This is a genomic window from Hymenobacter glacialis, from assembly GCF_001816165.1.
GTDB classification, from domain to species: Bacteria; Bacteroidota; Bacteroidia; order Cytophagales; family Hymenobacteraceae; genus Hymenobacter; species Hymenobacter glacialis.
Genome location: NZ_MDZC01000036.1, coordinates 14,967 through 37,093, shown reverse-complemented (window position 1 = coordinate 37,093; position 22,127 = coordinate 14,967). Strand labels below are relative to the sequence as shown.

Annotated in this window: 15 protein-coding genes and 1 pseudogene; 14 read left to right on the top strand and 2 right to left on the bottom strand. The window is 62.2% G+C overall.

What is annotated here, in order from left to right:
* Positions 1–23: 23 nt before the first annotated feature.
* The 14 genes and pseudogenes from BEN48_RS03590 to BEN48_RS03525 all read left to right on the top strand — a co-directional run bounded on the left by BEN48_RS03590 (position 24) and on the right by BEN48_RS03525 (position 18,152).
* Positions 24–905, top strand: coding sequence for a hypothetical protein (locus BEN48_RS03590; RefSeq protein ID WP_070733014.1), 882 nt, complete (start codon positions 24–26; stop codon positions 903–905).
* Positions 906–1,002: 97 nt separating this feature from the next.
* Positions 1,003–1,770: a triose-phosphate isomerase gene (gene tpiA / locus BEN48_RS03585; protein WP_070733011.1), complete on the top strand. Its 768-nt coding sequence runs from the start codon at positions 1,003–1,005 to the stop codon at positions 1,768–1,770.
* A gap of 81 nt (positions 1,771–1,851) precedes the next feature.
* Positions 1,852–2,238: a hypothetical protein gene (locus BEN48_RS03580; RefSeq protein WP_241502159.1), complete on the top strand. Its 387-nt coding sequence runs from the start codon at positions 1,852–1,854 to the stop codon at positions 2,236–2,238.
* A gap of 133 nt (positions 2,239–2,371) precedes the next feature.
* Entirely contained in the window at positions 2,372–3,133 is a 762-nt protein-coding gene (locus tag BEN48_RS03575) for an ABC transporter ATP-binding protein (protein WP_158010094.1), read from the top strand.
* Positions 3,112–4,479, top strand: a complete 1,368-nt coding sequence (locus BEN48_RS03570; protein WP_070733008.1) for a hypothetical protein — start codon at positions 3,112–3,114, stop codon at positions 4,477–4,479. Before BEN48_RS03575 ends, BEN48_RS03570 begins: the two co-directional genes overlap by 22 nt.
* Before the next feature lie 170 nt (positions 4,480–4,649).
* Positions 4,650–5,480, top strand: a complete 831-nt coding sequence (gene prmA / locus BEN48_RS03565; RefSeq protein WP_070733006.1) for a 50S ribosomal protein L11 methyltransferase — start codon at positions 4,650–4,652, stop codon at positions 5,478–5,480.
* A gap of 354 nt (positions 5,481–5,834) precedes the next feature.
* Positions 5,835–6,821, top strand: a complete 987-nt coding sequence (locus tag BEN48_RS19345; protein ID WP_241502163.1) for an NAD(P)-binding protein — start codon at positions 5,835–5,837, stop codon at positions 6,819–6,821.
* Positions 6,722–7,597, top strand: a complete 876-nt coding sequence (locus tag BEN48_RS19340; RefSeq protein WP_070733002.1) for a hypothetical protein — start codon at positions 6,722–6,724, stop codon at positions 7,595–7,597. Before BEN48_RS19345 ends, BEN48_RS19340 begins: the two co-directional genes overlap by 100 nt.
* Before the next feature lie 74 nt (positions 7,598–7,671).
* Positions 7,672–9,792, top strand: coding sequence for an ATP-binding protein (locus BEN48_RS19580; protein WP_241502158.1), 2,121 nt, complete (start codon positions 7,672–7,674; stop codon positions 9,790–9,792).
* A 216-nt stretch (positions 9,793–10,008) separates the two neighbouring features.
* Positions 10,009–12,501: a TonB-dependent receptor plug domain-containing protein gene (locus BEN48_RS03545; protein ID WP_070732996.1), complete on the top strand. Its 2,493-nt coding sequence runs from the start codon at positions 10,009–10,011 to the stop codon at positions 12,499–12,501.
* A 174-nt stretch (positions 12,502–12,675) separates the two neighbouring features.
* Complete coding sequence (locus BEN48_RS03540; protein WP_070732994.1) at positions 12,676–14,361, top strand: sodium/sugar symporter; 1,686 nt, start codon at positions 12,676–12,678, stop codon at positions 14,359–14,361.
* Between the two features lie 157 nt (positions 14,362–14,518).
* A pseudogene (locus BEN48_RS03535) lies at positions 14,519–15,372 on the top strand (fumarylacetoacetate hydrolase family protein).
* 210 nt (positions 15,373–15,582) lie between these two features.
* Complete coding sequence (gene fbp, locus BEN48_RS03530; RefSeq protein ID WP_070732992.1) at positions 15,583–16,590, top strand: class 1 fructose-bisphosphatase; 1,008 nt, start codon at positions 15,583–15,585, stop codon at positions 16,588–16,590.
* Between the two features lie 353 nt (positions 16,591–16,943).
* Complete coding sequence (locus tag BEN48_RS03525; protein WP_070732990.1) at positions 16,944–18,152, top strand: porin; 1,209 nt, start codon at positions 16,944–16,946, stop codon at positions 18,150–18,152.
* 191 nt (positions 18,153–18,343) lie between these two features.
* Here BEN48_RS03525 and bglX read toward each other — a convergent pair whose 3' ends face one another.
* Positions 18,344–20,656 carry a beta-glucosidase BglX gene (gene bglX, locus BEN48_RS03520; RefSeq protein WP_070732988.1) on the bottom strand — a complete coding sequence of 771 codons (2,313 nt, stop codon included), beginning with the start codon at positions 20,654–20,656 and terminating at the stop codon, positions 18,344–18,346.
* Between the two features lie 66 nt (positions 20,657–20,722).
* On the bottom strand, positions 20,723–22,093 hold the full coding sequence (locus BEN48_RS03515; RefSeq protein ID WP_083320721.1) for a glucoamylase family protein: 1,371 nt from the start codon (positions 22,091–22,093) through the stop codon (positions 20,723–20,725).
* Positions 22,094–22,127: the final 34 nt, after the last annotated feature.

Here is a 22,127-nt window from a genome sequence, read left to right as displayed (position 1 = left end):
GTAAAACATCTGCCTCTTAAAATATGCCGACTGCTACCCACTTCCCCGATAACTACGCTGCCCCCGATACCTCAGCAGTAGGGTGGCTGTGGCGCTGGTTGACAGCGGCATCCATCTTTGGCAATATTTTTCTCAACTATTATTCGAATACGCAGCCATTCAATGGGCAGACCATGGGGGAGGTTTCGGCCCGCTACCCCACGCTGCTCACGCCGGCAGGCTACGCGTTTAGCATTTGGGGGCTGATTTTTCTGGGCCTGGCGGTATACGCGGTGTGGCAGCTGCTGCCGGCGCAGAGCAGGCTGTCGCTGCCCACTGCCCTGGCCAAACCACTGACCTTGGCCAACATCGCTACGGCGGGCTGGGTGGTGCTGTTTGCCTACGAGGAAATTTTGCCCAGCGTGGGCCTCATGGTGCTGATTCTGGCTTTGCTGATGGTGGTGTACGGGCGGGCCCGGCGGCGCATTTTTGTGAATGCGGCCCCGACCTGGGTCGGCGTGCCGTTTTCCCTGTTCCTAGGCTGGATTTCGGTGGCTTCGGTCATTAACATCACCATTGGGCTGCGCGAGTTGGGCTGGCAAACCGCCGATGGCATGTCTATAATCCTCACGCTGGGCTTGCTGGTGGTGGTGGTGGCGCTGGGCCTGCTCATTAGCCGCGTCTTTCGCGACATGATATACCCCCTGGTGCTGGCGTGGGCGCTGGTGGCCGTTTGGGTGATGCGCCTGCGCGAAGTGCCCGAGCTGGGCTGGGCCGCGCTGGCCGGCGCCGTCATTGTGGCGGTGCTGGGCATCGTATTCTCGCGGCAGGGCGGCCGCAAAACCCCATGGCAGATACGCGACGAAGCCGCTGCCGCCCGCGAGGCGGACATAGCCGCTTCCAGCACCATGAGCGCGGGCGAGTAGTCCCCATCCGGTGGCCCCGTGGCGGCTGGGTGCGCCGGTGTGCCCGGCCCTGCTAGCTTTGTGCCTTCAACCTTCACGTGCACCGCACCCTCAGCTTATGCGCCAAAACCTCGTTGCCGGCAACTGGAAAATGAACCTGACTTACCCCGAAGCCCTGGCTTTGGTGGGAGAAATAGCCACTTTGACCAGCGCCAATCCGGCCGGAACTGATTTCCCCGAAGTTGTTATCTGCCCGCCCTTTCCGGTGCTGCACGGCGTAGGCCAGGCATTGCCGCAGGGCGGTAAGTTCCACCTCGGTGCCCAGAACTGCCACCAGAAAGAAAGCGGAGCCTTCACCGGCGAAGTCTCGGCCAAGCTCCTGGCTTCAGTGGGCTGCGAGTACGTGATTCTGGGCCACTCGGAGCGCCGCCAGTACTTCCGCGAGGACGATGAGCTGCTGAGCCAGAAGCTGAAAGCCGCGCTGGCTGCCGGCTTGAAGCCGATTTTTTGCGTGGGCGAGTCGCTGGATACCCGCGAATCCGACGAGACTTTTGACTACATCGGCAAGCAACTCACCGACGGCTTGTTCCATCTCAGCAACGAAGAATTCGACCAAGTAACCGTGGCTTATGAGCCCATCTGGGCCATTGGCACGGGGCGCACGGCCACCAGCGCCCAGGCCCAGGAAGTGCATGCTTTCATTCGTGAGCGAATTGCCCGCGCCTATGACGCCAAAACTGCCCTCGACACCACCATTCTGTACGGCGGCTCGGCCAACGCGCAGAACGCGCGGGAGCTTTTTTCGCAGCCCGACGTTGACGGCGGACTGATTGGCGGTGCCTCGCTGAAAGCGGCCGACTTTATGGCCATCATTCAGTCGTTCTAATTCGGGCTTGGCACCGTTGTTGGAGGCCAGTCCCGGCCGGCGGCCTTGTGCTGCCTCATTCAGAAACCTGTTGCTTTAGCTATGTTTTTCTCCTTGTTGCTCACGGCCTGGCTGGCCACGGCACCGGGCGGCCCCACGGCCTCCCAGCCACCCGCCGTGCCCGGCCACGCCCTCCGGACGGGGCCGCTGGAACCGTGCAGAATCTACGGTTCGGTGTACCTCGAAACCGACCCTGGCCGCCGCCGCTATTGCTACGGCACGGTGTACGTGGAGCCGGAAGAGGCATTTGCCGACGTCGTGATATTCAAAGAAGACAACAAGCTCTTTGCTGATAAAGCCGGCCTGTGGGCCGATGCTCCCGCCCGCGACTTTGCCGACTACGTGCTGCTGGTGACCACCGACCGCAGCCGGGCCGATTTTGCTATTCACTACACCAAGGTGCGCTCCTTTGCCGGCTGCAAGAAGTAAGCCTCTGAAGTAAAGAACGTCATGCTGAGCTTGTCGAAGCATCTCTACCGCAGTAGTAATAATTTACTCTCGCGGTAGAGATGCTTCGACTTCGCTCAGCATGACGTTCTTTGGCATCTACCGCTGCCAATCAATGGAACTTGAACTTCGGAACCTGACCAAGGCCTTTGGTCCCAAACGCGTGCTGCGCGACGTGTCCCTGACCGCGCATACCGGCTACTGCGTGGGCGTGCTGGGCCGCAACGGCGCCGGCAAAAGCACCCTGTTCAACCTGCTCACCAACGTGCTGCTGCCCACCAGCGGCGCCATGCTGCTCGACGGCCAGCCCCTGGGCGAAACCTTTCCCGTGAGCGTGAAACGGCGCATGGGCGCCCTCGTCAATCAGGCGTACCTGGTGGAGCAGCTCACGCCCGAAGAGTACCTGCAGTTTGTGGCCCGCATCTACGACCTACCCGATGCCCAGCCGCGTATTGAGAGCTTGTTGGCGCACTTGCTGGAGGACTACGATGCCGTGCGTCGCAAGCGCCTCAGCTCCTTTTCCACCGGCATGAAGCAGAAAGTGGCCATTGCCTCCTGCCTGCTGCACCGCCCCGAGCTGCTGGTGCTGGACGAGCCGTTCAACGGCCTCGACGTGTTTTCGGCCGATAGCGTGCTGGCGCTGCTCAATAGCTACCGGCCGCAGGCCCTCACGTTTGTGTCGTCGCACAACTTAGCCCATATCGAAAAAGTAGCCACCCACCTGCTGGTTATCGACGACAGCGAGGTGAAGTACTGGGGCACCATGGCCGACTTTCTGCAGGGCCAGGGCGCCTTGCTGGGCGATGCCCTGCTCCGCCTCCTTCACCCGGCTACCACCACCGCGCAGGACCTGACATGGCTGACTACGCAACGCTAGGCCACTTTCTGCCTTACCTGCTGGGTAAGCGGCTGCGCGCCGTGGTGTGGCCCGATGCTACCGGCGAGCGGGTGGGCGTGGTGGCGCTGCTTGTGTTCATGATGGGCTATGGCGCAGGGTTTGGCGTGCTGCTCAATCACCGCGAATCAGACGGTATCAGCGAGGTATTGCCCGAGCTGCTGCTGGTGCTCAACGCCGCCTGGCTGGTCTCGGCGCTGGTCGTGGACTTTGTGCCCACGCTGCGCCCCGTGACGCGGCCGCTGCCCGAGCATTTCCCGGTGTCGGCGCGCCAGAACGTGGTCACGGCGTTTCTGCTGGACTTAATCTCGCTGCGGCGTCTGCTCAGCGCGGTTTTCTTGCTGGCTGCGCTGGTGGTGGCGCCCCGGCACGGGCTGGTGCCGGGCTTTGGCCTGCTGCTGGTGCTAGGCGGGGCGGTGCTCAGCTTCAACGTGCGCCTGCTGGGAGCCCTGCGGCGCTGGCGGCACCCGCTGCTGCTGGTCCACGCCGCCACCCTGGCCCTGATGGTGTGGTGGATACTTCACCCCACGCAGCCTTACTACACCGCGCTGGGCGTGGCCATGGTGCTGCTGCCCTGTGCCTTGTGGGCCGCGCAGCTCTATTGGGTGGCGCCGTCCTTCGGTGCCCGCTATCTGCCGGCCGACCCGGCCCACGCCGCCGGCCGGGCGCTGGACCGCCTGCCCCTAGAATGGAAAGTGTACACCCGCAAAGCCTGGCTGTCGCTGCTAATGGGGCTGGTCATAAAGGTGCTGCTGGTGGGTGCGTCCGGGCTGTTTTTTGTTAAAAATGGCAAGCTGACTACTCAGGGCTTCTTCTACATAGCCTTTCTACCCATGGTAGGCTTCACCTACGCCAACAACAACCTGTTTGGCTTCCTGGGGGCCATGGCGGCCAATGAGCTGCAGCGCCTGGGGCTCACCTCGCGCCTGCTGGTGCTGTATGCCCGGGTGGTGGGCCCGGTGGTGCTCGTCGACTGCCTGCTGTCGGCTGTGCTGTTGCTGGCCCTGTTTCCCTCCTCGTTGTGGCACCTGCTGGGGCTGCTGCCATTGAGCGCCGCCGGGCTGGCCGCCATCGGGCTGTGGGGTAGTCTGTATAAGGCGAAGCAAGTGGTTAAAACCGTGGATTTTGCCAACATGCGCAACAATGTTTCCAGCCTGATGAGCATGTTTTCCGTTGGCTTTGCGGCGGTGCTCTACTTCGTGCCGTGGTGGTGGCTGCGCGTGCTGCTGGCCGGGCTGGTCACCTTATCAGCAGTGTGGCCGCTGCGGGAAGTGCTGGCCAACGACGGTGAGCTGCGCCGCCGCCTCTGGCGCGGTATCAGCACCTGAGTTGTGGAGTATGGTTATGATTTCTCAATGTGGAAAACCTACTTGTTTTAAATGATAGGCAAAAGCGTCGGTTACCCTTCGTCTTTCAGAAATCTCGGGGACGGCAGCGTAGCAAACCGACTCTTTAGGGCGACTTTTGTGGACTTTTTAACCATTGACCCCTGCGCCGCATGGATTTTATTGAACTGACCGTTGAAGCCCCACGCGAGTTGTCCGACATTCTGGTGGCCGAGCTGGCCGAAGTAGGCTTCGACACGTTTGAAGACAAGGACGCGGGCTTCTGCGCCTACACCACCGAAGACGTGTTCAACCCCGACGCGGTGGCCGAAATCATGAGCCGCTACGCGGGCATTGGCGAGCTGAACTACTCGCACCGCACCATCACCCGTCAGAACTGGAATGCCGAGTGGGAGAAGAACTTCCAGCCGCTCATCATTGCCGAACGGGTGTCGGTGCGGGCGCCGTTTCACCCAGAGCCGGCCGGTGTGGACTACGACATCGTCATCATGCCGCGCATGTCCTTCGGCACGGGCCACCACGAAACCACGGCCCTGATGATAGAAAACCAGCTCGACGTGGACCACAAAGGCCTGCGCGTGCTGGACATGGGCACCGGCACCGGCATCCTGGCCATCATGGCAGAAATGCTGGGCGCCCGCCAAATCCTGGCCGTGGACACCGAGCCCTGGACCGTGGAAAATGCCCGCGATAACGCCGCCGAAAACCAGTGCTGCACCATTGAGTGCCGCCTGGGCGGGGTGGAAACCCTGGCCGATGAAGCCCCCTTCGACCTCATCCTCGCCAACATCAACCGCAACGTGCTGCTCGAAGACATGCACGAGTACGCCCGCCTGCTGCCCAGCGGCCGCCCCATTCTGTTCAGCGGTTTCTACGAAGAAGACCTGGCCAAAATACAAGCCGAAGCCGCCAAGCACGGCCTGCGCTACCAGCGCCACCGCACGCTGCGGAGCTGGGTATCGGCCCTTTTCGAGAAGGAATAGTGCCCCTGCCGCCCAATTCCCGGTGCTGAGAGCTGTGCCGGGAGTTGGGCGGCGAGCTGGTGCTTTGTGAGAGGGCAGGGCGATGCAAGCCTGGAGCAGCCGGGCCTGGGGGTAATGCTTTTGCTGGTGGGCTGCTGTTTCTGGCTATTTATCAGCCATTCGCCTCGGTATTTCGTCGCATTTTCTGGGGTTATCGGCGGCTTGGCAATTGTATTCAAAAGCGCATACCTTCGCGGTCTGTGCAATATATTGACAGACAGATAGGTATTTTCCTATCATTGGTAAGCACTGATAATGATGGCGAGTCCTGCTTCAGGTATCCGGGTTGCTATATTGGGGGGAGGAGTGGCCGGCATGAGCGCCGCGCACGAACTGGCCGAGCGCGGCTTTTCGGTGGATGTGTACGAGCGGCAGCCGCACTACGTGGGCGGCAAGGCCCGCTCGGTATCGGTGCCGCACACCGGCACCGACGGCCGCCCCGACCTGCCGGGCGAGCACGGCTTTCGGTTCTTTCCCGGGTTCTACCGGCACGTGACCGATACCATGAAGCGCATTCCCTACGGCACCAACAAGCAGGGCGTGTTCGACAACCTGGTGGCGTCGGAGCGGGTGCTGCTGGCCCGGTTTGGCAAGCCGCCGCTGCCGGCCTTGGTGAACTTTCCCAAATCGCGGGCCGACCTCGAAACCATTCTGCAGGTCCTGGTTCATGCCGACACGGGCCTCAACGCCAGCGACATCAAGCTGTTTGCCCACAGCCTGTGGCGCATCCTCACGTCCAGCTACGAGCGGCGGCAGCAGGTGTACGAGCGCCAAAGCTGGTGGCAGTTCATGCAAACCGACGAGCAGCGCCACCGCGACGGGTACGCGCCGGGCGTGCCGTTTCCCTACGAAATTTACTGCGTGGGCGGCCTCACGCATTCGCTGGTAGCGGCCCAACCCAAGCTGATGAGCATCAAAACCGGGGGCGACATCCTGCTTCAGTTGCTGCTGCTCACGGCCAACCCCGCCGCCCACACCGACCGCATCCTCAACGGCCCCACCAACGAGGTGTGGCTCAACCCCTGGCTGGCCCACCTCACCGGAACGCTGGGCGTGCGCTACCACCGCCACCGCTACGTCACCCGCTTCGACTGCGACCCGTTCAGCCGCCGCATCACGGCTGCCTACGTGCGCCCCGACGTGGGCGCGCCGAGGAGCGCATTGAGGCCGACTACTACATTTCGGCGGTGCCCGTGGAGCGCATGGCCCAGCTCATCAGCCCCGATATGCTGGCCGTGGACGAGACACTGGGCTTCATCCAAACCTTGGCCGCCCCCGCCACCCAGGCCCTCAACTGGATGAACGGCATTCAGTTTTACCTCAACGTGGACGTGCCGCTGGCGCCGGGCCACATCATCTGCCTCGATTCGCCTTGGGCGCTCACGGGTATTTCGCAGGCGCAGTTCTGGCCCCAGCACCCGCTGTCGGGCTACGGCGACGGCCAGGTGAAGGGCCTGGTATCGGTGGACGTGAGCAACTGGTTTGAGCCGGGCCTGAACAACAAAAAGGCCTCGGAATGCACCCTAACCGAAGTGGTGGAGGAAGTGTGGACCCAGCTGAAAAAGAGCCTGGTGCAAGCCAGCGGCGAATGCTTGCTGACTGATGAGATGCGCGTGGGCTATTTTGTGGATTCCGACATTCAGCCCGATACGCACCGGCCCACGCCCCCGCCGGTGAAAAGCCCCTTTGCCACCCTGCACAACACCGAGCCGCTGCTCGTGAACACGGCCAACTCCTGGAGCCTGCGCCCGGAGAGCTTTTGCGGCATCGAAAACCTGTTTCTGGCCTCCGACTACGTGCGCACCAACACCGACCTGGCCACCATGGAAGGTGCCAACGAGGCCGCTCGCCGCGCCGTCAACGGCATTATTGCGGCCAGTGGCAGCAACGCTCCTTTTTGTAAGATTTGGGACCTGCACGAGCCCGATGTGCTGGCCGTGCTGCGCTGGCGCGACCGCCGCCGCTTTGCTAAGGGCCTGCCCTGGACCGATGTGCTGGACTCGCTGCCCGTTAAATTGCTGCACCAGGCCAACTACTGGTGGCAGCACCTGCGCCGCTCCAAGGCTCCCCGCGCCTAGGAGTTCCTTCCGATTTGCCGATTTATTCGTTGCTCATGCCCGTCCGCTGTTGGTTGTTTTATTTGATTTTTGGCTTGACCTCCGCTCTGGCCCAGGTGCGGGCACAGGATGCGCCGCGCCTGCCGGCAGCTGGCGTGCTGCTGGACCCGGCGGGCTGGACCTTCCGGCCCGGCCCCGACTCAGCGACCGGACCCGGCTGGCAGCCGCTCGACCCCACCGCCAACCTGCATAGCCTGCCCGCTGCCAAAAGTGCCGGCCAGGGCTGGTGGCGCTACCGCCTGCCGGTGCCCGCCGCCTGGGTAGGCCGCCCGCTGGCCCTCGCCCTCTCGCAAACCGGGGCCACCGAAATTTACCTCGATGGCCAGCTGCTCAGCCGCCGCGGCCGCCTGCTCGGCTCGCCCGGCGGCGAGGAAACGCTTTACCTTAACCACGAGCCGGTGCCCGTGCAGTTTGCCCGCGCCGGCACCGTTACCGTACTGGTGCACTGGTCGTTCGGGCCCGATAACCTGTACTATACCTATTCATCAGGACTATTGCTGCAGGGCACGCCGGCCGTGCGCCTGGAGGTGCACGAGGCCGCCGCCGCCGCCGCCCGCTACCTCTCCGACCGGCGCACCGATAGTTTCCAGTTTGCGGGACGAGCGGGCATGCTGTTTTTTGCCGGGTTTGTGCACCTGATGCTGTTTCTGTGGTTCCGAAAGGAGCGCGGCAACCTGTATTATTCCGGCTACGCGCTGCCGGCGGCGCTGGGGGCCGCAGTGGCTGGCATCGCCTGGATAAGCTCCGACCATACGGCGGTGATATTTGGGGCCGGCGTGGCCGATGTAACCCTGACTACCATAGCAGCCATAGCGGGGCTCACCACCATCTACAGCATGGCCAACCAGCCGCGGGGGTGGTCGTATCGGTTGCTGCTGGTGTTATTTGTCACGGCGCTGGTGCTGAATTTCGTGGCGTGGTGGGGGCCCATCTTTACTATTTACGTGTTTGCCTTTGGCATTTACATTGATGCCGTGCGGGCCAGTTTGCGGGGGCGGCGCCAGCACGAAATGGGCGCAGGAGCGGTCATGGCAGCCATGTTTGTCGGGGCCACGCTGTTCATGTCGGGTACGTTGGTCACGGCCCTCACGCCACACTACGTGCTGGGCAATGCGCTGCTCAATGGTTCCTACATCACCAATCCGCTCATTCTGTCGCTGCTGCTGGGGCAGCGCTACGCCCGCACCGGCAAGGAGCTGGCCCACAAGCTCCAGGAAGTAGAGGAGCTATCGGCCCGCACGCGGACCCAGGAACAGGAAAAGCAGCACCTGCTGGCCTCCCAAAACGACGTGTTGGAGCACCAGGTAGCCGAGCGAACCGCCGAGGTAGTGGGCCAGCGAAACCGCGCCGAAACGGCCCTGGCCGAGCTGCGCGTGACCCAGACGCAGCTCATTCAAAAGGAAAAAATGGCCAGCCTGGGAGAGCTCACCGCCGGCATTGCCCACGAAATTCAGAACCCGTTGAACTTCGTCAACAACTTTGCCGAAGTGAGCACCGAGCTGATGGAGGAGCTGAACGAAGAGCAGCAGAAGCCCGCTCGTGACGCCGCCCTGGAAGCCGAGCTGCTGGTAGACGTGCAGCAGAACCTGATGAAAATATCGCAGCACGGCCAGCGCGCGGCCAGCATTGTGCGTGGCATGCTGGAGCACAGCCGCACCAGCACCGGCGAGCGCCAGCCCACCAACCTCAACGACCTCTGCGACGAATACCTGCGGCTGGCTTTTCACGGCCTGCGGGCCAAAGACAAGTCCTTCAATTCTACGCTAACCACGGCGTTTGACGCGCCGCCAACCCCCGTGGCCGTGGTGCCGCAGGACCTGGGCCGGGTGCTGCTCAACTTGTTTTCCAATGCCTTTTATGCTGTGCACGAGCGCCAGAAACAGGAAGGTGCCAGCTACCGCCCCCAGCTGTGGGTGAGTACCCAGCGCACGGCTGACGCCTATATTATTCGGGTGCGCGACAATGGCACCGGCATTAGCCCCGATGTGCTGGTAAAGGTGTTTCAGCCGTTTTTCACTACCAAGCCCACGGGGCAAGGCACAGGCCTGGGGCTCTCGCTCAGCTACGACATCATTACGCAGGGGCACGGCGGCACGCTAAGCGTGACGAGTGAGAAGGGGCAAGGCGCCGAATTTGTGGTGCGCCTGCCGGTGTAGGCGGCCCCTGCCCTAATCAGCCAGGCCCGGTTGGGTACGGCGGTTTGCAGGACAGCGACAGGGAAACTGCGCCACTGGGATGCGCGCCCGGCCTCCTTTCAGCTATGGCTTCGCCGGGAGCCGGAAAGAAGTGTCCTGCGTGCCGTCGCCATCTTTGTGCGGTAATCTTGCAGCGGGCTTCAACCTCAAGCCCGCTGTTATCGACAGAAAGCGACCATGAATGTAATGCGCGTGCGAAAAGGAGTGCTGGCGGTATTGCTGGCCAGTGGAATGGGGCTGATGGCTTTCGGGCCCGCCGAAGACGGCTTGATGCAGCGCATAGCCCGCCAGCTGGGCGAGTACTACGCCGCTGCCAAGGGCGAAAAAGTGTACCTGCACCTCGACCGTCCGGTGTACGCCACCGGCGAAACCATCTGGTTCAGCGCCTACGTGGTCGATGCCTCGCTGCACCGCCTCGACTCCCTCAGCCAGGTGCTGCACGTAGACCTGGTGTCGGCGGAGCGGCGCGTGGTGGCCCGCCGCACCCTGCGCCTGCAGGGCGGCCGGGCCAGCGGCGACCTCAGCATTGCCGACTCGCTGGCCGCCGGCGTCTACGAGCTGCGTGCCTACACCAACTGGATGCGCAACGCCGGCGAAAGCTTCGTGTACAGCCGCCGCCTCAACATCTGGCTGGCCTCGCCGCTGGGCCCCCAGGAAGCCACCACCGCCACTGCGGCCGGTAGCAAAGCCAAGGCACCCGGCGGCGCCTCGGCCAAGCCCGATGTGCAGTTTTTCCCTGAAGGAGGCTACCTGGTAGAAGGGTTGCCCGCCATGGTAGCCTGCAAAGCCACCGATGCCAGCGGCCGCGGCATCGCCGTGCGCGGCCAGATTGTGAATGCCCAGAACGCCGTAGTTGCTGCCTACACCACCCGCCACGCGGGCATGGGCCGCTTCAATTTTGTGCCTGGCGCGGGCCAGAAGTACCGCGCCCGCTTCACGCTGCCCGACGGCGGCACCGCCGAGTACCCGCTGCCGGCCGTGCAGGCCAGCGGCTACACCCTGCACGTGGTAGAAAGCGACGAGAGCTTCCTGGTAGAAGCCCGCTACCGGGGCACGGCTGCCTCCGGCCCGGTGCAGCTGCTCACGCAGGTGCGCGGCGTGGTGGCCTACCCCGGCCCGCGCACTCCCACCGCCGAAGCGCCGGCCGTGTGGCGCATGCCGAAGAAAAACTACCCAACAGGCATTGTGCACTTCACTTTGTTTGATGCGCAGGGCGCGCCGCGCTGCGAGCGGCTGGCCTTTGCCCAGAACGCCTCGGCCGACCTGCGCGTGACCGTGACGCCCGACAAAGCCAGCTACGGGCCCCACGCGCCCGTGCAGCTTAAGGTGCGTGTGGCCGATGCGGCTGGCCAGCCGGTAGCCGCCAACCTGTCGGTGGCGGTGAGCGACGCCACCCTCAGTGCCCTGGCCCCCAACGCCGAGACCGTGGTCTCCAACCTGCTGCTCACTTCCGACCTGGTGGGGCACGTGGAAAACCCCGGCTACTACTTCCGCGAGCCCTCGGCGGCCACCAGCCAGGCCCTCGACGACCTGCTCCTGACCCAGGGCTGGCGCCGGTTTGTGTGGAAAGAAGTGCTGGCGGGGCAAGCGCCCGCCGTGCGGTTTTTGCCGGAGCAGGACATTTCCCTCACCGGCCAGATAGTGAGCCAGAACGGCAACCAACCCATTGCCAACAGCCAGCTCACTTTCCTGCAGGTGAGGCCAGCAAAAACCGTGGCCACGGCCACCACCGACGCGCAGGGCCGCTTCACCTTCACCGGCTTTGCGGTGCGGGACACGGCTGTGATTACCCTGCAGGCGCGGCGGGCGCAGGGCGGTTCCAACGTCATCATTCGTCCCGATGAGGGCCCCGCACCCGGCACCCAGCCGCTGCCGCCCCTGCCGGCCCTGAGCGCGGCCCCGGCCGGCGTGGCGGCCTTTGTACGCCGCAGCCGCCAGGCCCAGGCCACCGACCTGGAGCTGCACCCCGAAAAAGCCCTGCGCAATATCCAGCTGAGCAACGTGTCGGTGACGGCCAAGCGCGTGGCCGTGCCGCGCGACGACCCCCGCCGCCTCTACGGTGCTACCGCCGGCACCGTCGTCGACGTTGCCAGCATGCCGCAGGCGCAGTCGGGCCTGTCGGTGCTGCAACTGCTGCAGGGCCGGGTGGCGGGCTTGTCTGTCACGGGCAACCCGCCCAACATGTCGGTGTCAATTCGCGGCCAGGGCACGCCGCTGTTCATCCTGGATGGCAACCGGGTTGATGTGGAGTTTATTACCAGCCTGCAAGCATCGGATATTGAATTGGTGGAGGTCTTTAAGGGACCCGAAGCCGCCATTTTTGGTGGCACGGGCGGGGCCATTGCCATTTATACCAAGCGAGCCGACCCGAACTACAAAGGCTCGGCCGCGCCGGCGCCCGGCATTGCCACCGTGAGAGTGCCCGGCTTTTACGCGGCGCGGGAGTTCTACCAGCCGCGCTACAACGCCCTGCTCACCAACCCACCCGCCGACCCGCGCACCAGCACCATCTACTGGAATCCCACCGTGCGCACCAACGCCCGCGGCGAGGCTGAGCTCTACTTCTTCACCGCCGATGACGGCGGCACTTTCCAGGCCGTGGCCGAGGGCGTGAGCGCAGACGGCCGGCCTGCCCAGGGCACCGGCACCCTGGTCATGCGAGGCAAGTAGCCCGCCCGCGCCGCTGGCTTGGGGGAGTAGTTGGAGCGACAATTCTAGGAAGAAACCAAAGATTTTCTTTCAGAAGCGGTTTTTTTACCGGAACATTACTTATTAATAGCTTCGCCATCATTGCGCTATTTCGCGCGTTGATGAGGTGCAGCAACCCAATTCCTCTTCTGCTCAATGAATAAGCTCGACACGATTGATTACATCGTATTCTTCGTCTACTTCATCATCGTATCCGGCTACGGCATCTGGATTTACCGGCGCAAAACCGGCCACGACGGCACCCTTGAGGGCGATTCCAAGGACTATTTTCTCGCCGAAGGTTCCCTGACGTGGTGGGCCATTGGCTCCTCGCTCATTGCCTCCAACATCTCGGCCGAGCAGTTTGTGGGCATGTCCGGCTCAGGGTTCAAGATGGGTCTGGCCATAGCCACCTACGAATGGATGGCCGCCATCACGCTCATTGTGGTGGCCGTGTTTTTCATTCCGGTGTACCTGAAGAACCGCATTTTCACGATGCCGCAGTTCCTCAGCCAGCGCTATAATGGCACGGTGGCCATGATTATGGCCATTTTCTGGCTGGCCCTCTACATCGTGGTCAACCTGACCTCGATTCTGTACCTGGGCGCTATTGCCATCAGCAGCATTGCCGGCCTCAACCTGGAGTTCTGCCTCTACGCGCTGGCTGCGTTTGCGGTGCTCATTACGCTGGGCGGCATGAAGGTCATTGGCTTCACCGACGTTATCCAGGTGTTCTTCCTGATTCTGGGCGGCCTGGCCACTACTTACCTGGCCCTGAACCTGGTGGCCGAGCACTACGGCCAAAGCGGCGTGATAAGCGGCTTCAACCTGATGACGGCCCAGGCCGGCGACCATTTCCAGATGATTTTCAAAAAGGAAAATCCTAACTACATCGACCTGCCGGGCCTCACCGTGCTGCTGGGCGGCATGTGGATTGTGAACCTGAACTACTGGGGCTGCAACCAGTACATTACGCAGCGCGCCCTGGGAGCCGACCTGCCCACGGCCCGCGCCGGCATCCTTTTCGCCGCGTTCCTCAAGCTGCTGATGCCCGTGATTGTGGTGCTGCCCGGCATTGCGGCCTACGTGCTCTACAACGCCGACGTATTCGGGGCCACTGAATTTGGTGAGGGCACCAACCTGAACCCCGACCGCGCTTATCCGGTGCTGCTCAATATTCTGCCCGTGGGCCTCAAGGGCCTGTCCTTCGCGGCGCTCACGGCCGCGGTAGTGGCCTCGCTGGCCGGCAAAGCCAACAGCATTGCCACCATTTTCACGCTTGATGTCTACAAAAAGGTCATCAACCCCAACGCCTCGGAAAAAAACCTGGTTGCTACGGGCAAAATTGCCGTGATAGTGGCCATGATGATGGGCGTACTCATCGCCCCGCACTTGGGTATCGACAAAAAAGGTGGTTTCCAATACATTCAGGAGTACACGGGCTTCGTGTCGCCGGGCATTTTTGCTATGTTTATTCTGGGCTTCTTCTGGAAAAAGACAACTTCTACGGCCGCGCTATTTGCCACCATCGGCGGCTTCCTGCTGTCGGTGCTGTTCAAGTTCCTGCCCCTCTACGCCGACCTGTCGTTTCTCTCGCCGCTGGGCTTTGCGGTGAAAAATGCAGAGGGCGTGTACGAAATTCCGTTCCTCGACCGGATGGGGTTTGTCTTCCTTATCAGCGTGGCCGCCATGGTCGTTATCAGCTTGTATGAAACCAGCCGCGGCGTGAAAACCAACGGCCTGGAGGTGGACCGCAGCATGTTCAAAACCACGCGCAGCTTCGCTATTGGCTCCATGGTCATCATGGTCATCCTCACCACGCTCTACACGGTGTATTGGTAGGCGGCTGCTTGCCCGCTGAGACCCACTGGAACGTCATGCTGAGCGCAGCCGAAGCATCTCTACCGCAGTGCTAAAATTGATTAGTAGCGCAGTAGAGATGCTCGGCTGCGCTCAGCATGACGTTCTTTTTTTGTTCTTTCTTTCTCCATTTTTCGTTATGAAATTACTCCGTTACGGCCCGGCCGGCCACGAAAAACCCGGTATCCTACAGGGCGACCAGCGCTACGACGTGGCCGCATTCGGCGAAGACTACACCGAGGTGTTTTTCGGGAGTAATGGCCTGCAGCGGCTGGCGGAATTCGTGGCGGCCAACGCGGGCAGCTTGCCCGTAGTGGACGCGCCGAGCGCCTCGGCCCCCCGGTGGCCCGGCCCTCCAAAATCATCTGCATTGGCCTGAACTATTCCGACCACGCCCGCGAAATGGGCCTGACGCCGCCCACGGAACCGGTGATTTTTCTGAAGTCCACCACGGCCATGGTGGGGCCTTTTGATGACATCATTATCCCCAAGAACGCGGTGAAAACCGATTGGGAAGTGGAGCTGGCCGTGGTTATCGGCAGGCGCGCCTCCTATGTGTCCGAGGCTGATGCCGCCAGCTACATTGCCGGCTACATGCTGCACAACGACGTATCGGAACGCGAGTTTCAGCTGGAGCGTGGCGGTACCTGGACCAAGGGCAAGGGCTGCGACACCTTCGCGCCGATGGGCCCTTTTCTGGCGACGCCCGACGAAATGAGCGACGTGAATAACCTGCGCCTCTGGCTCACGGTGAACGGCGAAAAAATGCAGGACGGCAACACGGCCAATCTGATTTTCAACGTGCCCTTCATCATTTCATATGTCAGCCAATTCATGACCCTGCTGCCCGGCGACGTTATCTCGACCGGCACGCCGGCCGGCGTGGGCTCCGGCTTTAAGCCCCCGATTTACCTCCGGCCCGGCGACGTGGTGGAACTGGGCATTGACCACCTAGGTAGCGCGCGCCAGGTGCTGAAGGCGTACTCCAACTAGCCACGCAAAGCGCCCCGCAGCCGTTTTGCCCGCACCACCCACCAGCAGCAAAAAAGCCCGGCCTGCCGGGCTGCTGGCAAGCGGTACCGTTGAACTCTCAGTGGCGAGGCTCGTAAGTTCGTGGTGCAGGTGCTGCAAGTCCGCGTAAAAGGCGGCCAGAGCTGGCACCGCACCGAATAGTCGCAGCATTCAAGCTACCCAATCCCACCCATGTCCCAGACCACCGAAAACACCCTGGCCACGCCCGTTGGCATCACGTTGGAGCGCTACATCATGCGCAAGCAGTCCGAATTCGCCTTCGCCACCGGCGAGCTGTCGCAGCTGCTGCGGGACATTGCCCTGGCTGGTAAAATTGTAAACCGTGATGTGAACCGGGCGGGCCTCTCGCGCATTACGGGGGCCATGGGCGAGAAAAACGTGCAGGGCGAACACCAGCAGAAGCTCGACGTGGAGGCCAATATTCGGTTCGTTCGGGCCCTCACCAACGGGGGCGAGGCCTGCGCCGTGCTCTCAGAAGAAGACGAGGAAATCATTCAGACGGGCAACGTCAACGGCAAGTACGTGGTGGCCATCGACCCGCTCGACGGCTCCTCGAACATTGACGTGAACGTGAGCATCGGCACCATTTTCAGCATCTACCGCCGCGTGTCGCGCATTGGCGGGCCGGCCCGCAAGGAAGACTTTCTGCAGGGCGGCCGTGCCCAAATTGCGGCGGGCTACGTGTTATACGGCTCCAGCACCATGCTGGTGTACACCACGGGCCACGGCGTGGCGGGATTCACCTACGAAAACTCGCTGGGCGAATTCTTCCTCTCGCACCCCGACATCAGGATTCCGCGCCAGGGGCCGGTGTTCAGCTGCAACGAAGGCAACTGGTTTGACTACCCGGAGTTCGTGCGCGCCTTTCTCACCACCTGCAAGGAGCGCCGCCTCACGGCCCGCTACGTGGGCTCGCTGGTAGCCGACTACCACCGCAACCTGTTCACGGGCGGCATTTACCTCTACCCGCCCACCGCGGCCCAGCCCGGCGGCAAGCTGCGCCTGCTCTACGAATGCTACCCCCTGGCGTATCTCATTGAGCAGGCTGGCGGTGTGGCCGTGACCGGGGCCGACCTGGTGCTGGACGTGCCCCCCACGGCCGACCTGCACCAGCGCGCGCCACTCTTCGTGGGCTCCGCCGATTTGGTAGAGGAGCTGCGCTGCAAAGCCACCAACTAGCGCCCCGGCCGTGCGCGTAATGGCCCATCTGCCTGCGATGCAGGCCCCAACGCTCAGCCGTGTAGCTGCGGCCTAACCGCTGCCCGGCCCCAATGTGCTGGATTACACAGCGCTGACCACAGTCACTGCCAGCAGTAGCGAGCACAGCATGCCCCACGGGCTGCGGAGCTGGGCCGTGCCGCGCAGTCAGTAGCCGGAGCAGCAACTGTAGCTGACTGACGCCAGCGCCCACCGGCATCTGCTGGCGGCTTTGTGCTGCAACCTGTTAAATCTCGTTTGGTAACATTCCCTTCACATGCGGGTCATGCACGGATAACAAAAAAAGCGTCCCTTTGTGGTAACATTACCATTTGATGAAGAAACTGTTAATTGCCCTTTTGTTTTTAGTAGCCGGGCCTGCTTATAGTCAGACCGTTGACTCGGCAAAACAAGCGCCGCCTGCCGCCAAGAAGTGGTTCGAAACTTTTGCCATTCGGGGCTATGTGCAGGCACGTTACAACCGGTTGCTCGAAACCAATTCCAAGTTGAAGTGTGAGCAGTGCGACCGGTCCTGGGGAGAGAATGGCGGTATTTTCTTGCGGCGGGCGCGCATAGTTTTTTATGGACAACTGCACGAGCGGGTCTATTTCTATATTCAGCCCGACTTTGCGAGCAGCGCCAGCGGCAGCACTTCGCTGAACTTTGGCCAACTGCGCGATGCCTATTTCGATGTGAGCCTCGACAAAGCCGGCCAGTACCGCGTACGTCTGGGGCAGAGCAAAATACCCTACGGCTTCGAAAACATGCAGTCGAGCCAGAACCGCCTGCCCCTGGACCGCAACGATGGCCTGAACAGCGCCCTGGCCAACGAGCGGGATTTGGGCGCGTTTTTCTACTGGGCCCCTACCGCCGTGCGTCAGCGCTTCTCGCGGTTGGTGAAAGACGGCCTGAAAGGCTCGGGCGATTATGGAATGGTAGGCCTGGGCGTGTTCAACGGCCAGACTGCCAACCGGCCCGAGCTCAACAACCAGCGGCACGTAGTGGGCCGCTTTACCTACCCACTGGTGGTGGGCCGGCAAATCATCGAGCCCGGCCTGCAAGCCTACACTGGCGACTATGTGATAGCCAAAGAACAGCTCTCAACAGGAGTGAAAGCGCGCAAAGACCTGAGCTATATCGACCAACGCATGGCGGCCACCTTCGTCTTATATCCGCAGCCGTTTGGAGTGCAGGCCGAATACAACGTGGGCCGCGGCCCGGAGTTCAACCCACGAACCGACAGCATTGAAACCCAGGGCCTGCACGGCGGCTACGTGCTGCTCAACTACCGCCTGCGGTACAAGGAGCACCAGTTTTACCCGTTTGTGCGGGCCCAGTACTACGACGGCGGCAAAAAGCACGAGCGGGACGCCCGCAGCTACACCGTGCGCGAAGCCGAGGTGGGGGTGGAGTGGCAGCCCTTCAGCAGCTTCGAGCTGGTGGCCATGTACACCATGTCGTCGCGTCGCTTCGAAGATTTTCAGTTGTCGGACAACAAGCAGAGCGGCAACCTGCTGCGCCTGCAGGCACAGATTAACTTTTAGGCAGCTGCGCAATAGCAACTGCACTTACAAGCACGTCATGCTGAGCGCAGCCGAAGCATCTCTGCCGCGCCAGTTGTCATCCTGAGTGTAGCGAAGGACATTGTCACCGAGGAGCGTTTTGTGCGCCAGTGACAGGATGCTTCCTTCGTCAGCATGACAGCGCAATAACCAGTTCACCAGCTGCGGGAAACCTACTGCGCGGCCAGCTTGAAGCCGGCCTCCTGCACGTCGCGGGAGTTGCCGCCCACAAATACCTTGAAGTCGCCGGGCTCGGCGGCCCATTTCAGGTCGTTGTTGTAGAACTTCAGGTCGTTGGGTGCGAGGCGGAAGGTGAGGGTTTTGCTTTCTCCCTTCTTCAGCATCACCTTCTGAAAACCCTTTAGCTCCTTCACGGGGCGGCTGCTGGAGCCCACCATGTCGCGGATGTAGAGCTGGGCCACTTCCTCGCCGTCGTACTGGCCGGTGTTCTGCACGGTCACCTTCACTTCCAGTGTTTCGGTGGGCGAGATGGAGGGTTTGCTGAGCGTGGGTTTGCCGTAAGTGAAAGTGGTGTAGCTCAAACCGTAGCCGAAGGGGTATAGCGGCTCGTTGCTCACGTCGAGGTAGCGCGACTTGTACTTATCGAGCTTGTCGGTGCCGGCGTAGGGGCGGCCGGTGTTTTTGTGGTTGTAGTAGAGCGGCACCTGGCCCACCACCTGCGGGAAGGTGGCCGTGATTTTGCCGGAGGGGTTGTAGGCACCAAACAGCACGTCGGCAATGGCGTGACCGGCCTGCGTGCCCGCAAACCAGGTTTCGAGGATGGCGTCGGCGTTCTGGTTTTCCCAAGTTAGGGTGAGGGGGCGGCCGTTCATGAGCACGAGCACCAGCGGCTTGCCAGTTTTCTTCAGGGCCTTGAGCAGCTCCAGCTGCTGGCCGGGCAGGCCGATGTCGGCGCGGCTGGCGGCTTCGCCGGTCATGCCCTGGCTTTCGCCCACCACGGCCACTATCACGTCGGCGCCCTGGGCTACCTGCACGGCTTCTTTAATCATGTCTTCGGAGCTGCGCTTGTCCAGCTCCAGCTCGCCGCCGTGGGCGTTGAGGCGCTCCAGCATCTGGGCGTCGTCGGCAATGTTGGCGCCTTTGGCGTAGGTGATTTTCAGGCCGGGGGCGGCGGCGCGCAGGCCCTGCTCCACCGACACGGCCTGCTTCCAGTCGCCGGCGCCGCTCCAGCTGCCAATGACGTCCTTCTGGCGGTTGGCCAGCGGGCCGATGAGGGCAATGCTGCCGGTTTTTTTCAGGGGCAGGGCGCTGCGCTCATTTTTCAGCAGCACCAGGCTTTTGCGGGCAATGTCGCGGGCGGCGGCCAGGAACTCGGGCTTCATGAGCGTGGCGGTGGCGCGCTCCTGGCTCACGTTGCGGTAGGGGTCCTGGAACAGTCCCAGCCGGTACTTGGCTTCCAGAATGCGGCGGCAGGCAGCATCGAGCTGGGCCTTGGACACTGCCCCGGACTTGACATTCTGGGCCACGTTTTTCAGGAAAATCTCACCCACCATGTCCTGGTCCACGCCCGCGTTCAGCGCCAGCGCCGACACCTGGGCTGCGTTGCCCATGCCGTGCTCCATCATCTCGTTGATGGCCGTGTAGTCCGTCACCACAAAGCCATTGAAACCCCATTGCTTGCGCAGCAGGTCGGTCATCAGCCACTTGTTGCCGGTGGCGGGCACGCCGTTGATGTCGTTGAAGGACGTCATCACCGAGCCCACGCCGGCGTCGATGGCGGCCTTGTAGGGCGGCATGTACTCGTTGTACATGCGCTGGCGGCTCATGTCGGTGGTGTTGTAGTCGCGGCCGGCTTCGGCGGCGCCATACAGGGCAAAGTGCTTGAGGCAGGCCATCACCGAGGTTTCTTTGGTGAGGTCATTGCCCGGGCCCTGGTAGCCGCGCACCATGGCCTGGGCTATGCTGGAGCCCAGGTAGGGGTCTTCGCCGGCGCCTTCGGAAATGCGGCCCCAGCGGGCATCGCGGGCAATGTCGACCATGGGCGAAAATACCCAGTTGAGCCCGTCCGCCGTCGATTCTTCGGCCGCGATGCGGGCGCTTTGCTCCACGGCTGCCATGTCCCAGCTGGCCGAAAGACCCAGCGGAATGGGGAATATGGTGCGGTGTCCGTGGATGACATCGTACCCAAACATGAGCGGAATGTGCAGCCGCGACTCTTTTATGGCCATTTCCTGCAGCTTGCGCACGGCAATGGGCGTGAAGGTGTTGAACACGCCGCCCACCAGGCCCTTGCGGATGTTGGCGTCCACGTCCTTGCTTACCACCGGCCCGGTCACGTCAAACCCCACCGACACAAGGTTGAGCTGCCCTATTTTTTCGTCCTGCGTCATTTTACCCATCAGGTCGTCGATGAAAGCCTTCATCTTCTGGTCAGACGTGGAAGCCGGAGCTGTTTTTTTCTGAGCCTGAGCGGCAGGGGCGCAGGCCAGCGAGAGGGCCAGCGTGGCGAGAGGAATGAATTTCATAGGAAGAAACAAGGGTAAGCGAATGGGGCGAAAAGGAGCAAGCAGACGCCAGATGAGCATGTCGTTTTATCTAGCAACCGGTTTAATCATCGGGCTTTCAAACCCCAGCTTGGTCAGGCCGCGTTGTACGTCGGGTGAGCTCATGAACAGCTTCCAGAGCAGGCCCGTCCGGTGGTTTTCTATCATGCCCACTATGGGGCCCTGGTCGATGGCAAGGTAGGATTTGGCGTACCAGTTGTGCTGCTCGCTGAAGCCGTCTACGAAGCCGTATTCGCCCCAGATTTTGTCGCCCAGGTCGTAGTAAAAGTGCTTGAGGGCGCGCATGGAATGCTCCGGCGTGTAGGGCATGGCCGAAAGCGCGGCAGTGGGCGAAATCACGCCCAAGTCTTCGGTGGGGTTGTGAGCAGCGTAGCCCCGGTGGCTGTCGGAGGCGGTGAGGCCCCAGGTGTTGGGGCCGTAGCCCTTGTATTTTTTGGGGTTGTCCACGCAATATGCGTAGTTGATAAGCGTGTGGTTTTGGTTTTGCTGCCAGTAGTCGGCGTACTGGTCTTTGAGGCCACGGGGGTTGAGGCCTAGGAAGGAATAGTGCGAGAAAAACAGCGGCCCGCCCAGCTCCGGCCCCAGCGGCAGCTTGAGGCCGTAGTATTCCTTGCCGTTTTTGAAGGCCGGCCCCACGGCCCAGCCCTGGTCATACACCGGCTTCTCGATGCCGTATTTGGGCGAGGACGCGGCCAGCACGTAGGTTATCAGGCTCTCGTTCCAGCCGTGAATCTGGTGGTTCATGCTCCAGCCGTTGTTGGGGCTCCAGTGCCAGTACAGCACGTTCTGGCCGCCCTGGGTTTGCCAGTTCCACTCCACGTTCTCCCACATCCAGCCAATGTGGTTGCGCACGTCGCGCTCCAGGGGCGTGTCGGCGGTGAAGTACTGGCGGGCACAAATCAGGCCCTCCATCAGGAAAGAGGTTTCCACCACGTCGCCGCCATCGTCTTTCGCCCCAAACTTAATAGTCTTGCCCGTGGCCCCGTTCAACCAATGTGGAAACACGCCGTGGTACGAGTCGGCCTTCTCCAGAAAACGCACCATTTTGTAGATGCGCGCCGCCGCCTGCTCCCGGGTTATCCACTCGCGCTCGGCGGCCACGATGATGGCCATGATGCCGAAGCCGGTGCCGCCGGTGGTCACCACCTCGTTGCCGTAGTCGTAAGCCACGTTGCTGCGCTCGCGCGCCATGCCCGACACCGGGTGCCCAAAGTCCCAGAAGTACCGGAACGTCTGGCGTTGCACCAGGTCCAGCAGCTGGTTGTCGGTGAGGTTACGCGGGCGCTTGGTGGGGTCGAAACCCACGGTTTTGGCCGGGGCTTTTTTCGGCGCAGGCTTCTGCTGGGCCAGGAGCAGGCCGGGGAACAGGAGAAAAAGGAGAAGGAGTCTGGCGGTCATAATTTAAAGTCAGTTTTCACCGCAGAAGACGCGG